Raw genomic sequence first — 14,099 nt, 5'->3', positions numbered from 1 at the left:
GGGTCAGGGAAAGTTGATGTTGATCAAGCTGGCCTCATCGCTGGCAAGCCAGCTCCCACAGGGTTTTGGGTTGGCCGGAGATCTGGATTCAGCGCCAATCATTGTGGGAGCTGGCTTGCCAGCGATGACGGCGGAAAAGTCGATGAAGGTGATTGCCGGGCCGGGAAGAACAGTTCAAAACAGGTGATGCCATCGACACTGCTGACGCTATACCGGCCCTGATGCAACTGCATGATGGTCGCGACAATCGATAGGCCCAAGCCATTGGATTGCGCCGAGCGCTCGCGTGACTCATCGACGCGGTAAAAACGTTCGAACAGTCGTGCCAGATGTTCCGGTGCAATGGTTGTGCCGTGGTTGCGTACCCGCAGATAGCTGCCATCCGTCTCGGCAATCGCTTCCACCTGCACCGTCGAATCCGCCGCACCGTACTTGATCGCATTCGCGCACAGGTTGGCTAGCGCGCGCCTTAATAGCATCGGCTCGGCCCAGATCACACCGCTGCCACGAGCCTCGATACTCACCCCTACATCAGCCGCCAATCCTTCAAAGTAATCGGCAATGCGCTGCATCTCATCCGCCGCATCCAGCTCCTGGCGCTGGCTCAAGGCACTGGCCGGGTCGGTGCGCGCCAGAAACAGCATGTTGTCGAGCATCCGCGTCAGCCGCTCAAGCTCTTCGACGTTAGAGGCGAGCAACTGCTGATAGGCCTCGATGCTGCGGTTCTGCTGCAGCGCGACCTGCGTTTCGCCGAGCAGGTTGTTGATCGGCGTGCGCAGTTCATGGGCCATGTCGGTGGACACCTGACTCAACTGCGCAAAGCCCTTGGCGAGGCGGTCGAGCATGGCATTGAACGCTTCGATCATCGGCTGCAATTCTCGTGGCGCACCGCTGCTGGCGAGGCGTTCACCAAGGTTGCCGACGCCGATACCGTGGGCGTGTTTCGCCAGTCGCCGCAACGGCAACAATCCGCGATACACCAGCAAACAACCGACCACCGCCAGCAACAGCGCCGCCAGCGAGGCCAGGCCATAAACACTCAAACGGTAATTGGCGAGCATCGCCGTGCGCTCGCTCATCAGGCGCCCGGTGGTGACTTGCAAACTGCCCAGCTCACCGGAATCGATACTGGCTGCCACCGCCGAAAACGGTACGCCGTCGACGCTCGGCAGATGCTGTACATCGTTCAGCGTCATCGCATGATCAATGGGTACTGCTGGCAACGTCGGCGTGTTCAGGTTGCCCGGGTTGACCACCAGCAGCGGCGGTTGCCCCGGCGCGCCGATGGTCAGCAGAGCTTCGCGGTTGCCGAGCATGTTCTGGAACAGCGCCGGTTTGTTCTTGATCAGCTCCAGGGTGTTGCTGTCGTTGAGGAAGCTGCGCAACTGATCGACGCGGCTGACCAGCGCGGTGTCATCACGGCGGATCAACTGTTGCTCCAGTTCGTTGTACAACGCGGCACCAAGCCCGGCCAGGGAGGCGAAGGCGAGCAGGGCGAACACCAGCGCCAGACGCAGGGTCAGCGAATGCGGGCGATGGGCACTCATGGCTGCGTATCGAAGCGATAGCCGATGCCGCGCACGCTGTGGATCAGCTTGAGCTGGAACGGGTCATCGATTTTCGCCCGCAAGCGGCGCACGGCGACATCGACGACGTTGGTGTCGCTGTCGAAATTCATGTCCCACACCCGTGAGGCGATCAGCGAGCGCGCCAACACCTGCCCGGTATGCGTGGCGAACAATTGCAGCAGCGCGAACTCCTTGTTGGTCAGGGTGATGCGCACCCCGGCGCGCGTCACGCGGCGCTTGAGCACGTCGATCTGCAGGTCGGCCACTTGCAGTTGTTCGTCTTCATGGATCGGCCCGCGCCGGGTCAGGGTGCGCAGGCGCGCCACCAGTTCGGCGAAGGAAAACGGCTTGATCAGGTAATCGTCGGCACCCAGTTCGAGGCCTTTGACGCGGTCGGCGATGTCATCGCGGGCGGTGAGGAACAGCACCGGTGTGTCCGCTTCCTTGCGCAACCGGCGCAGGACTTCCCAGCCATCCATTTTCGGCATCATCACATCGAGCACGATCACATCGAAACTGTGTTCCAGCGCCAGGTGCAGACCGTCGGCACCGTCGCGGGCGAGGCTGACGCTGTAACCCAGTTCCTGCAAACCGTTGAGCAGGTAGTTGCCCGCCTTGGGTTCGTCTTCGACAACCAGAATATTCATCGATCAGTCTCAATGGTCATTTATGCAGCCGCTGCCTTGTACCTGATAGTCCAGCACATGTTCGCGGCCCTGATGGTCGAGGTAATTCAATTGCGCCGGGACCACGCCACACGCTTGTGAAATATCGGTGCTGGATAGGACTTTGTCGACATCCAGATGGACGTAGAAGCCGGATTTGTCATGAATCACGGCGGTGTCGGGCATGTTCGCGGCGAACGCGCTGCCGGTGGCGAGGAGGGCGGTGAAGGCGAGCAGGAGGCTTTTCATGGTCAGTCACTCAGTGGTCAAAGTTGATCGGCATTGGCGCCGGGACAACTTCAGGCTACCGAGCGATCCGCACGGCAAACCGACAGCTGAATGACAAAGTTGTAATGAAACGGTGTGTGAAGATTTTCCAGGCTAAACGCTAACCCTGTGGGAGCGAGCTTGCTCGCGAAGGCGTCAGGTCAGGCGACATACATATTGAATGTGCCGGCCCCTTCGCGAGCAAGCTCGCTCCCACAGGGAGTTGCGGTGCAGGTGAAATCTTTAGCTCGCGTGGGTATTGAGGATGCTCGCCACTTGCTGCGGCTGGCAGTTCAGATACGGCGAGGACTTCAGCCAGCGCTGATCCGGATACCACGAGAACATGAACTGGCCATTCTTCAACCGATCAATCACCTGCTTGGCAATCTGCGGCCGCACCGCCGGGCAGCCTTGACTGCGGCCGATGCGCCCCTGTTTCTTGCTCCACAGCGGATTCACATAACTGGCCGCGTGAATGACGATCGCGCGATCGCGGGCCATGTCATTGAAGCCTGGCTCCAGACCGTCCATGCGCAGCGAATAACCATGGGTGCCGCTGTAGCTTTCCTGCGTGCGGAACAGGCCGAGGCTGGATTGATAACTGCCTTCGACATTGGAAAACTGCGTGGCGAAGTTTTCCCCGGAGTTGGACCCATGAGCGACCAGATCGCGCAGCACCAACTTCTTTTTACTGAGGTCGAAGATCCACAAGCGGCGTTCGGTGGACGGTTGCGAATAGTCGATGATCGCCAGGTGGCGGGACGGCTTCGCACCGTTGTTGACCGCGCATTGCATGGCGCTCAATGCACCTTTCAGCGCCTGGGGATTGAGTTCTGGCGCGGCGTGCGCGAGGCTGGTGAAGAGAACCGGCGATGGTTTGCCGGCGGCAAAAACGGGACTGGTCACGACGAGAGCGGTGGCAGTCAACAGAAGTCGGCGCAAAAACGTCAACATTTTATAAAGTGTCCTCACTTGCTACTTATTTGGCACTTTGGCTCCTGACTCCCAGTCAATACCCGCAAGCCCGTCGATCGAGCCTGACTCTCAAGCGCACCTGATGTAAGGTTGGCCATCATCTGGACGGCCATGGATTGGAGTAAAGCAGTTGTTCAAAAAGTACGCATGCTACTTGAGCATTTGTTTGCTCGCTGCGCCGTTTGTCGCTTGTGCCGATGAACCGTTGCCGCCGCTGGAGACACTGCCAACGCCACCGGCCGAGATGCCGGTCGAGCCGCAAAGTCCGTTGCAGGCTGTCTTGATCAGCCTGCCGCAGTCGTGCCCGGCGATTGCCGCGCATCTCAACGGCCCGGCGCTGACGCAACTGCAGGCGTTCTACCAGCAGCAGGACTGGATGCCGGTGTGGGCGAGTGAATCTGCGCGATTGCCGATGTTGCAGGCACAATTACAGTTGTTGGCCGATGATGGTCTCAATCCAAAACGCTATCCGGTCGCGACCACGGCGCCGCAGGATGGCGAGTTGTGTGCCGACATCGACATCAGTCGCAACTATCTCCAGGCCCTGCAGGATTTGCACTACGGTCTCCTGCTGCAATCGCACTTCGAACCGCTGTGGCATGCCGACGCCACCCCGCGCGACCGTCAGGCGGAATTGTTGGCCATCGCCGTACCGGGCATGCATGACATTCCCGCTGCGTTCGACCTCGCGCGGCCGCGTCTGGCGCAATATCAGGATCTGCGTCAGCTCTACGCGGCGCAACGGCTCAAAGCCTTGCCGCAATGGCAATCGGTGGGCAGCGGGCCGCTGCTGCGCCCGGACATGGAAGACCAACGCGTGCCGGAACTGGCTCAGCGTCTGTACAGCGAAGGCTATCTGACTCAGATCATTGGTACACCCGGCAATGCGTATGACGGCGTTCTGGTCGACGCGGTGAAGAGTTTTCAGGCCAACCATTCGCTCCAGGCTGATGGCGTGGTCGGGCCGGGGACAATTGCCGAACTCAACATCACTCCGCTGACCCGCCGTGAACAACTGCGGGTCAACCTCGAACGTTTCCGCTGGATGGCCCAGGACATGGAACCCAATGGCCTGCTGGTCAACGTCGCCGCTGCTGAACTGACGTTGTATCAGGGCGGCGTGCCCGTATGGCAGACCCGTACCCAGGTCGGCCGTGCCGAGCGCCAGACCCCGTTGCTGAAGTCCCGTGTCACGCGCCTGACCCTGAATCCGACCTGGACCGTGCCGCCGACCATCTGGAAGGAGGACAAACTGCCGGAGATCCGCAAGGACCAGACCTTCCTCAGCCGCCAGAACCTGCAAGTGCTTGACGCCAACGGACAGCCGCTGGCGGCGGCGGACATCGATTGGGACAACCCCGGCAACATACTGCTGCGTCAGGACGCCGGACCGCGTAATCCGTTGGGGCAAATGGTCATCCGCTTTCCCAACCCGTTCTCCGTGTACTTGCACGACACGCCGAGCAAAGCGCTGTTCGAAAAAGGCCCGCGGGCCTTCAGCTCCGGTTGCGTGCGCGTCGAGCACCCGATGCAGCTGCGCGATCTGCTGCTGACCCCGGCGGAAAAGGCCCGCACCGAAACCCTGCTGGCCACCGGCACCACCCACGAATTTCGCTTGTCGGCGCCGGTGCCGATCCTGATGACCTACTGGACCGCGCAGGTCGACAGCGCTGGCCATGTGCGCTATTCGCCGGACATCTACAGTCGCGACAGCGCCTTGCTCGTCGGGCTTGATCGCGCGCATTGAGCCTCAGCGAGTGTGGCGGTGCCAGAACATCTGCGCCAGCCACGCATCGATGCTGAACTTGCCAGCGCCGGCGAACACCAGTGGTATCAGCGCCGCAAGGTAAATCGCCGGCAACTTGAAGTTGCCAAAGCCTTTATTGGTGATCGCATAACCCTGCGCCAGCTCGCTCAGCGACGACCAGTCGGCGGGCCAGTGCACCGCGGCGGTGGCGACGACAGTGACCACGATCAGCGAGATCGCCGAGATTCGTGTGCCGACACCGACCAGGATCGCTAGCGCACAGATCAGCTCGGCCCACATCGACAGTTCCCAGTTCAGCGTTGCCGGTAGATGGTCGAAGGGAAACGGGAAGCGCTCCTGAATATCTTCGAACCAATTCTGCCCGTTGAATTTCTCCAGCCCGGACTCGAAGAATTCCCAGGCGATGAATAGGCGCAGGGTCAGAGGCGCGAGCCAGGTGCCGGCGCGATCGAGGTTCAGGTGCAGGCCTTTGACGGCGGTTGAAAGGGTGGCGGTCATGATGCGTCTCCGGTGGATTGAACAAGTTGAATCGACCGGGGTATTTCAGCGTCGGGGTGTATCGGGGATGTGTCGGCGGGGTGGGGGATTGTGCGTTGGGTGTGTCTGAGGCTTCGGGGTATACAGTGCGATACAGTCAAAAGCCCCTCACCCTAGCCCTCTCCCGGAGGGAGAGGGGACTGACCGAGGTGTCTTGTGCCATCCATCGACCTGAAAAATCCAGTCGATTATGGATCCAGGTTTTGGCGATCATGGATGCACAGGCGCTATTTCGATCATGGATGCACAGGCGCTATTTCAAGTCGACGTAAATCTCCAATCTCCCCCAATCAGTCCCCTCTCCCTCGGGGAGAGGGTTAGGGTGAGGGCAGTCTATTATGGGGTTGAGAAGTCTTGACGATCATGGATTCACAGGCGCTATTTCAAGTCGGCGTAAATCTCCAATCTCCCCCAATCGGTCCCCTCTACCTCCGGGAGAGGGCTAGGGTGAGGGCAGTCTATTATGGGGTTGAGAAGTCTTGGCGATCATGGATTCACAGGCGCTATTTCAAGTCGGCGTAAATCTCCAATATCCCCCAATCAGTTCCCTCTCCCACTGGGAGAGGGCTAGGGTGAGGGCAGCGGTTTCGGCACCCGCCACAAATACCAAGCCGCCACCGTCCGATACGGCCGCCACGCCAATCCAATCTCAACCATCTGCCTGCGCGTAGGCTGTACCTCCAGCCCCTTCAACCGCCGATAACCCTCACGCACACCAAAGTCATCGGCCGGCAGAATATCCATGCGCTCCAGGCTGTAGATCAACAACATCTCCACCGTCCAGCGACCGACCCCGCGCAAACTGACCAAGCGTTCAATCAACGCCTCATCGTCCATCGCCAGCGCCGTGGCGTAATCCGGCACCACGCCGTCCAGCGTCGCTTGGGCAATCCCTTGAATCGTCGCAATCTTGCCAGCGGAAAACCCACAACTGCGCAGACCATCAAAATCCGTCGCAAGAATCTGCTCCGGCCGCGGAAACGACTGCCCGGGAAACAACCCCACCAACCGCCCGACAATCGCATCGCCGGCCTTGGCATGCAGTTGCTGATAAGCAATCGCCCGCACCAGCGACTCGTACGGATCGCGCGCCGGATGCGGTTGATGCAGGCATGGGCCGACAGCGGCAATGTGACGCTGCCAGTCCGGGTCGAGCGCAGCCAGAAACTCGCTGGCCGCTTGATAGACATCGGCCATGCTATTTCAGCAAGCCGTTGACTTCGCCATAAGTGAACGCCTTGAGGTCATGACTATCGAGTTTGCCGCTGGCCAGAAAGCTTTTCACCAACCCACCCATCGCGCCATAGAGGAATTCGGCAATGCCGGAACCCGCGCTCAAGCGGCGCACGCCCAGCGCTTGCAGTTCTTCAGGCGAAGGCAGGCAAGCGAAACCCAGCACATTGACCGGCAGCGCAGTGCCCTTGCAGATGGCCTCGATTTCATAGGCCGACGTGACACCCGCCGCGAACAAGCCATCGGCGCCCGTCGCTTGATACAGCGCCGCCCGATGCAGGGTTTCGGCGACGCGATCTTCGGCCGGGACGAGGCTTTTCAGATAGACATCGGTGCGCGCATTGATGAACAGTTGCACATCGCGTTTGCCGGCAACCTGTCGCGCCACTTCGATCTTGCGCGCGAGCAATTCAGGATCCGCCGAACCATCCTCGATATTGATGCCGACGGCACCCGCCGCGATCACCGCATCGAGCACTTCGGCCACGCGCCCGAGGTCATCGGAATAGCCGGCCTCGACATCCACGGTCAACGGAATGCTGATCACCCGGGCGATGGATTCCACCGTCGCCACCAGCCGTTCAAGGGGCAGGGCGTTGCCGTCCGGATACCCGTGGGCCCAAGCCACCGCCGCGCTGCTGGTGGCCACGGCTTTACCGCCCAAGTGCTCGACCAGTCGCGCACCGGTGGCATCGGCGACATTGGTCAGAATCAACAGGCCTTGCTGGTGCAACTGGTGAAACTGCGTAGCGAGCACGTTCATCAAAAATCCTTCTTGTCAGTTGATGAGGTTGGTCAGAATGCCAGTTGTTGGGTGAGCTGCACGGCGGCGTTTTCCAGCCGCAGCAGAAACGCTTTGCGCGGCTGCCCACCACCATAGCCGGTCAGCGAGCCATCCGCGCCGATCACCCGATGGCAGGGCACCACAATCGACAGCCGATTGTGCCCGTTGGCCAGACCGACCGCACGACTGGCGCCGGGTTTGCCCAAACTGGCAGCGATGGCGCCGTATGTACTAGTGTGGCCGTAGGGGATTTGCAGCAAAGCTGACCAGACTTGCCGGGCAAACTCGCTGCCGGGCAAGTGCAGCGGCACAGTAAAGGTGTTCAGCTTGCCGGCGAAATACTGCACCAGTTGCTGCTCGATCTGCTGCAAATGCGCGTTGTGCCCCGGCGCGACTGCGTAGCCGTAGCGATTCTGTAACTCTTCGACTTCGCGGGTCAGCGCCGGCCGATCCAGGAACTCCAGCAACACCAGCCCACGGCGTTCCGCCATGGCGATCATCGGCCCCAGCGGCGTGGTCAGCCGGGTGAACAGCAGCGGCTCACTCTGGGCGACGCGGCCCGGGGTGATGTGGAATGACTTCTGAAAGGCATCGCGAAAACCACTCAGTGACTCATAGCCCGAATCAAACGCGGCATGATCAATCGACGCACCTTGCTTGATCCCGCCCAGCGCCATGCCCAAGCGGCGCGTACGCAGCCACGCATGGAAGGTCATGCCGAAATGCTGCTTGAACCAGCGCCGCAGCTTCAGCGGCTCGATGCCTTCGGCGAGCAACTGCGCATCGCTCCAGCGCACCTCCGGATCGGCCTCCACAGCTTTGAGCAGGCGCTGCACCCAGTTCGGGGCGATGGCGGCAGCGTCCAACGGTTTGCAGCGCAGGCAGGCGCGATAGCCCGCCGACATGCATTCGTCGGCATGGGCGAAGAACTCGACGTTCTCCGGTTTCGGCTTGCGCGCCGTGCAACTGGGGCGGCAGAAGATCCCGGTGGTTTTCACGGCCGTGAAGAACACGCCTTCATAGGCAGTGTCGCGTTCGAGCATGGCGCGAACCATTTCGGCGTGGGGCGGCAGGACAGCGGTTTGTATGTTCATGGTTCGAGAGTAAAACCAGATTCTCGATGGCTCCACCGAAAAATCGACAGTGAATTTTCAAATCCCCTGAACTACCGTGTAGGAGCTGCCGCAGGCTGCGATCTTGATCGTTCCCACGCTCTGCGTGGGAATGCAGCCCGGGACGCTCCGCGTCCCAAAAAGATCGCCGCCCACGGGTAGCTAACAAGTTTTCGAGGTGCCGGGTTTATGCATCCATTTTCCATCCAACATATCGATCACATCGTCCTGCGCGTCGCCGATCTGCAACGTAGCATCGACTTCTACAGCCAGGTGTTCGGCGCCGAAGTGGTCAAACGCAACGAACCGTTGGGCCTGATACACCTGCGCGCCGGCACTTCGATGATCGACCTCGTCGACCTGCAAGGCGAACTCGGCCGCAAGGGCGGCGGGGCGGCCGGGGTCGAGCGGCGTAACGTCGATCACTTCTGCCTGCGCATCGAACCGTTTGATGAAGCGGCGCTCATTACACACTTGCAATCACACGGACTGAGCGTCGAAAAAGCCGCCCGCCGCTTCGGTGCCGAGGGCTACGGCTTGTCACTGTATTGCTTCGACCCGGACGGCAATCAGGTCGAACTCAAAGGACCGTCCGAGGCTTAAGCGCGTTTCGCCATCAACAGCACCGAAGCCGCCGCCGAGAGCAGGCCTGCGCAGCAACGATTGAAGATCCGTTTGCCGCGCGGCTCGGCGAACCAGCGGCGCATGTGCAGACCCATCCACGCGTAGGCGCTGATGGCGATCCACTCCAGTAAAAGGAACAGCACGCCGAGTACCGCGAATTGCGCCGGCACCGGGTGCGCCGGGTCGACGAACTGCGGCAGAAACGCGGTGAACAACAGGATCGCCTTCGGATTGCCCGCCGCCACCAGAAACTCCTGCCGCGCCAACGCAAAGAAACCAACGGTCGCGCCCGTTACCTGCTGCTCGGCCTCGGGATTGGCCCGCCACAACTGCCAGGCCAGATACAACAGATACCCCGCGCCAATGATCTTGATCGCATGGAACAGCCATTCCGAGGTCTGCAGCACTACCGACAGGCCCGCACCGGCCAGCGCAATCATCCCGGCGAATGCCAGAATCCGCCCGATGCCCGCCGTGCAGGCGCGGCGAAAGCCATAACGCGTGGCGTTGCTGACCGACAGCAGATTGTTCGGCCCGGGGGCCATGTTCAGGGCGAAACAGGCCGGAAGAAACAGGGTGAGGGTGGCGAGATCCATGACGGCACTCCAGTAACGAGAACGATGTTTTTATCACAGCCCCCACGCGCTCAGACCCATACAGTCACGCAGCGCTGTCGCGGTACAGCGCCCGGCGCCGTTGGGCAACGCGGTCGAACTTTTTGCAGATGCCTTCACTCTGTATCAGTCATAGGGTGATGGTTTCGTCAGAAAAAACTATCCATCCGGTCAGAAACGGCGATTGCCGTGTAAGATTTCGCCGACGCAGTACTCACCCCGTTTGGCCCCAGGCGGCCCCACCAAGAGCGATCTACATGCAAGCAAAGGCCCGTGAAGTTTATGTGCCACCGGTGCTGCAAGATCTGCGAGCCGGCACTGCCGAACTGCACATCGCACTGGAAAAACGCCTTCCTTTTTTCTCCGATCTTCTCGATACGCAGGCTTTTGTGCGGCTGATGAAGGCCTATTACGGCTTCTATTTACCGCTGGAAAGCGCACTGCAGCAAAGCGATGCAATCCCCACCGATTTTGATCTGGCGCCCCGCCTCAAAACGCCAATCCTGCTCGCCGACCTGCTAGCCCTGGGCGTATCTGCCGCAGCGCTGCAAAGCCTGCCGCAGTGCGAGCAGTTGCCGCTCATCGACTCAAGCGCTGCCTGCCTTGGCGTGCTCTACGTGCTCGAGGGCGCGACGCTCGGCGGGCAAATCCTGCGCCGCGAAATCTCTTCACGATTAGGCCTGGAGGCCAATAACGGCGCGGCCTTTCTCGATATCTACGGCGCCGCGACGGGGCGGCGCTGGCGTGACTTCATCGAATACCTCGGCAGTCGGCCAATGAGCGCCGCCGAGCGCGCCGCTGTCGTCACGGCAGCACAAACCACATTCAGCTGTTTCGAGCACTGGCTCGAAAGCCGGGAGGTACTGGCATGAACCCGCAAGACAAAGAAGCCTTTGAAGAACTGCTGGCCAACTGTGCCGACGAGCCGATTCGTTTCCCCGGGGCGATCCAGCCCCACGGCTTGCTGCTGACACTGAGCGAACCTGAGCTGACGATCATTCAGGTCAGCGCCAACGTTGAAACCCTGCTGGCCCGGGAGCCGCAGAGCCTGATCGGCGAGCCGCTGGAAAGCCTGATCGGCGACGCCGAAGCGGCACAAGTGCGCGAAGCCTTGCTGCAACCGTCGCTGTCAGACTTGCAGCCGCTGCGCTTCAAGCTCAACGGCACCGCGTTCGAGGGCCTGCTGCATCGGCATCAGGGCGTGCTGATTCTGGAGCTGGAAATCCACGTCGAGAACTTCCAGCCACGCAACGTCGCCGGCAACCAGACGCATCTGGGGCGCATGCTTCAGCGTCTGCAAGCGGCCACCACGTTGCAGGCGCTGTACGACATCAGCGTCAAGGAAATCCAGGCCATGACCGGTTACGACCGGGTGTTGATCTATCGTTTCGAAGAGGAGGGCCACGGTCAGGTCATCGCCGAAGCCTCCGACCCGTCGATGGAAGTGTTCAATGGCCTGTTCTTCCCGGCGTCGGACATTCCCGAGCAGGCGCGCGAGCTGTATCGGACCAATTGGCTGCGGATCATCCCCAATGCCGACTACCAACCGGTGCCGCTGCTGCCAAAACTGCGCCCGGACACGAACACGCCGCTGGACCTGAGTTTCGCCACCCTGCGCAGCGTATCGCCGATCCACTGCCAGTACATGAAGAACATGGGCGTGCTGTCGTCGATGAGCATTTCCCTGCTCAAGGGTGACAAGCTCTGGGGCCTGATCAGCTGCGGCAATCGTCAGCCACTGCATGTGCCGCACGAATTGCGCGCCGCGTGTCAGACCATCGGCCAGGTGCTGTCGCTGCAGATCAGCGCCATGGAAGCGCTGGAGATCAGCCGCCAGCGTGAAGAGAAAGTCGAGGCGTTGGCGCTGCTCAATCAAGCGATGATCGACTCGCCGCAAAATGTCTTCGACGGCCTCGCCAACCAACCGCAAACTTTGATGGCGCTGACCAATGCCGGTGGCATTGCAATCATCGAAGACAAACAACTGCACCGTTACGGCAACTGCCCGGAGCCGGAAGAAATCCGCGCCTTGCACAAGTGGTTGCAGGACAGCGGCGAGGCGGTGTTTGCCAGTCATCACCTGGCCAGCGTTTACCCTCCAGCGGCGCAGTTCCAGCAGGTGGCCAGCGGCGTGCTCGCCATGAGCCTGCCAAAACCGGTCGACAACGGCGTGTTCTGGTTCCGGCCGGAGGTCAAGGAAAACATCAATTGGAGCGGCGATCCACGCAAGCCGCTGGACCTGGAAAACTCCGACGCCGGCCTGCGTTTGCGCCCGCGCACCTCGTTTGAAATCTGGAAAGTCGAGATGGCCGGGATCTCCACCAAGTGGAGCCACGGCGACCTGTTCGCTGCCAACGACCTGCGCCGTTCGGCGCTGGAAAACGATCTGGCCCGGCAGGTTCGCCGCGAGCAGGAAGCGGTGCGCGCCCGCGATGAGCTGGTGGCCGTGGTGTCCCACGATCTACGCAACCCGATGACCGTGATTTCGATGCTCTGCGGCATGATGCAGAAGGCCTTCAGCTCGGACGGCCCGCACACTTCGCGGCGGATCTCCACGGCCATCGACACCATGCAACAGGCTGCCGGCCGCATGAATACGCTGCTGGAGGACTTGCTCGACACCTCGAAAATCGATGCCGGACGCTACTCCATCACCCCGCAAAAACTCGACGTCGGGCAGATGTTCGAAGAAGCGCAGGCGCTGCTCGCACCGCTGGCGCTGGACAAGGACATCAGTATTTCCTTCGACGCCGATCCTGATCTGCGCATTCATGCCGACCCGGAGCGGCTGTTTCAGGTGCTGTCGAATCTGGTCGGCAATGCGATCAAGTTCACCCCGCGTCTGGGCAGGGTGGGTGTGCATGCGACGTCGGTCGGCGATGACATTGTCTTCACCGTGCGTGACAGTGGCGAAGGCATCCCCAAGGAACACCTGCCGCACGTGTTCGATCGTTACTGGACGGTGAAAGAGGGCAACCCGACCGGCACCGGCCTTGGTTTGTACATCACCCAAGGCATCGTCGAAGCCCACGGCGGGCGGATCTTCGCCGAGAGCGAGCCGGGGCAGGGCAGCGAGTTCCGCTTCACCGTGCCGCGCCTGGACTGAGCGTCGATTTTTATGTGGGAGCGAGCCTGCTCGCGAATGGGGTTGTTCTGTCAATGCAGCATTGAATGATCCACCGCTTTCGCGAGCAGGCTCGCTCCCACAGGGGATTTGTGTAGTCAGGGGCATTTTCTTCAATACCGAGGACCGGGCGCTCGATACCGTGTGCACCTTGTTCCTCGATTTGAAGCAGGTGTGTGATGAGTCTGATTGTTTCGATGGCGGCGTTTGCGCTGGCGGCGTCCATCACGCCGGGGCCGGTGAACATTGTCGCGTTGAGCTCCGGGGCGCAGTTCGGTTTTCGCGCCAGTCAGCGGCATGTTGCCGGGGCGACGCTGGGCTTTGTGCTGTTGCTGGTGTTGATGGGCTTGGGTTTGCACGAGGTGCTGAAACTCTGGCCATTCATGACCCGCGTGGTGCAACTGGCCGGCGTGGCGTTTCTGCTGTTCATGGCGTGGAAACTGGCCATGGATGACGGGCAGCTGAATGCCGGGGATTCCGGGCGGGCCCCATCGATGCTGTATGGCGCGGTGATGCAATGGCTCAACCCGAAAGCCTGGCTGGCGTGTGTCGCTGGCATGGGCGCGTTTGTCGCCGATGGCGAGGCGCGGCTGGTGTGGCAGTTTGCGGCGGTGTATCTGGTGATCTGTTATCTGTCTGTCGGCTGCTGGGTGTATGCCGGGACGTTTTTGCGTGGGTATCTGAGCAACGCGGCGGTGATGCGCTGGTTCAATCGGCTGATGGCAGCATTGTTGGCCGTCAGCGCGATATACCTGCTGCTACCGTAAACCCTGTAGGAGTGAGCCTGCTCGCGATAGCGGTGTATCAGTCAATATAGATGTCGACTGA

14 protein-coding genes are annotated in these 14,099 nt (G+C 60.9%); 5 read left to right on the top strand and 9 right to left on the bottom strand.

The genetic code is table 11. From position 1 onward, the window contains the following. Positions 1–98: 98 nt before the first annotated feature. From ACW9IR_RS20015 to ACW9IR_RS20000, 4 genes are all read right to left on the bottom strand, one after another. A complete protein-coding gene (locus ACW9IR_RS20015) occupies positions 99–1,547 on the bottom strand; it encodes a heavy metal sensor histidine kinase (RefSeq protein ID WP_457464818.1) in 1,449 nt (482 codons plus the stop codon). Then, positions 1,544–2,215 carry a heavy metal response regulator transcription factor gene (locus tag ACW9IR_RS20010; protein ID WP_016985270.1) on the bottom strand — a complete coding sequence of 224 codons (672 nt, stop codon included), beginning with the start codon at positions 2,213–2,215 and terminating at the stop codon, positions 1,544–1,546. The genes ACW9IR_RS20015 and ACW9IR_RS20010 overlap by 4 nt, the downstream gene beginning before the upstream one ends. 9 nt (positions 2,216–2,224) lie before the next feature. Beyond that, positions 2,225–2,482 carry a DUF2790 domain-containing protein gene (locus tag ACW9IR_RS20005; RefSeq protein ID WP_102899214.1) on the bottom strand — a complete coding sequence of 86 codons (258 nt, stop codon included), beginning with the start codon at positions 2,480–2,482 and terminating at the stop codon, positions 2,225–2,227. Positions 2,483–2,743: 261 nt separating this feature from the next. Next, the gene (locus ACW9IR_RS20000) at positions 2,744–3,454 is read right to left on the bottom strand and encodes a murein L,D-transpeptidase catalytic domain family protein (protein ID WP_095118392.1); all 711 of its coding nucleotides are present in this window, start codon (positions 3,452–3,454) and stop codon (positions 2,744–2,746) included. Positions 3,455–3,605: 151 nt separating this feature from the next. Here ACW9IR_RS20000 and ACW9IR_RS19995 point away from each other — a divergent pair, with 151 nt between their 5' ends. Continuing rightward, the gene (locus ACW9IR_RS19995; RefSeq protein ID WP_102899213.1) at positions 3,606–5,222 is read left to right on the top strand and encodes a L,D-transpeptidase family protein; all 1,617 of its coding nucleotides are present in this window, start codon (positions 3,606–3,608) and stop codon (positions 5,220–5,222) included. 3 nt (positions 5,223–5,225) lie between these two features. On the opposite strand, the gene ACW9IR_RS19990 is transcribed toward ACW9IR_RS19995, so the two are convergent. The 4 genes from ACW9IR_RS19990 to ACW9IR_RS19975 form a co-directional block, all read right to left on the bottom strand. Next, positions 5,226–5,741 carry an HvfX family Cu-binding RiPP maturation protein gene (locus tag ACW9IR_RS19990; protein ID WP_457464814.1) on the bottom strand — a complete coding sequence of 172 codons (516 nt, stop codon included), beginning with the start codon at positions 5,739–5,741 and terminating at the stop codon, positions 5,226–5,228. Positions 5,742–6,347: 606 nt separating this feature from the next. Continuing rightward, positions 6,348–6,977, bottom strand: a complete 630-nt coding sequence (locus ACW9IR_RS19985; protein WP_457464812.1) for a DNA-3-methyladenine glycosylase family protein — start codon at positions 6,975–6,977, stop codon at positions 6,348–6,350. Between the two features lies 1 nt (position 6,978). After that, the gene (locus ACW9IR_RS19980) at positions 6,979–7,776 is read right to left on the bottom strand and encodes an isocitrate lyase/PEP mutase family protein (protein ID WP_102899210.1); all 798 of its coding nucleotides are present in this window, start codon (positions 7,774–7,776) and stop codon (positions 6,979–6,981) included. A gap of 32 nt (positions 7,777–7,808) precedes the next feature. Then, positions 7,809–8,891, bottom strand: a complete 1,083-nt coding sequence (locus ACW9IR_RS19975) for a bifunctional transcriptional activator/DNA repair enzyme AdaA (protein WP_457464810.1) — start codon at positions 8,889–8,891, stop codon at positions 7,809–7,811. A gap of 207 nt (positions 8,892–9,098) precedes the next feature. On the opposite strand from ACW9IR_RS19975, the gene ACW9IR_RS19970 reads away from it, so the two are divergent. Further along, complete coding sequence (locus ACW9IR_RS19970) at positions 9,099–9,512, top strand: VOC family protein (RefSeq protein ID WP_102899208.1); 414 nt, start codon at positions 9,099–9,101, stop codon at positions 9,510–9,512. Here ACW9IR_RS19970 and ACW9IR_RS19965 read toward each other — a convergent pair. After that, positions 9,509–10,129: a LysE family translocator gene (locus ACW9IR_RS19965; protein WP_457464807.1), complete on the bottom strand. Its 621-nt coding sequence runs from the start codon at positions 10,127–10,129 to the stop codon at positions 9,509–9,511. The genes ACW9IR_RS19970 and ACW9IR_RS19965 overlap by 4 nt on opposite strands. 275 nt (positions 10,130–10,404) lie before the next feature. On the opposite strand from ACW9IR_RS19965, the gene ACW9IR_RS19960 reads away from it, so the two are divergent. The 3 genes from ACW9IR_RS19960 to ACW9IR_RS19950 all read left to right on the top strand — a co-directional run bounded on the left by ACW9IR_RS19960 (position 10,405) and on the right by ACW9IR_RS19950 (position 14,038). Next, positions 10,405–11,019, top strand: coding sequence for a biliverdin-producing heme oxygenase (locus tag ACW9IR_RS19960; protein ID WP_457464805.1), 615 nt, complete (start codon positions 10,405–10,407; stop codon positions 11,017–11,019). Further along, positions 11,016–13,253, top strand: a complete 2,238-nt coding sequence (locus tag ACW9IR_RS19955) for an ATP-binding protein (protein WP_102899206.1) — start codon at positions 11,016–11,018, stop codon at positions 13,251–13,253. The genes ACW9IR_RS19960 and ACW9IR_RS19955 overlap by 4 nt, the downstream gene beginning before the upstream one ends. 197 nt (positions 13,254–13,450) lie before the next feature. After that, positions 13,451–14,038 (top strand): LysE family translocator, encoded by a 588-nt coding sequence (locus tag ACW9IR_RS19950; protein WP_457464803.1) that lies wholly within the window; start codon positions 13,451–13,453, stop codon positions 14,036–14,038. Positions 14,039–14,099 lie beyond the last annotated feature (61 nt).

It is taken from the genome of Pseudomonas sp. SDT291_1_S447, assembly GCF_054070155.1.
Note: the sequence above shows the minus strand (reverse complement) of the source record. Positions and strands in the feature narration are given on the sequence as shown.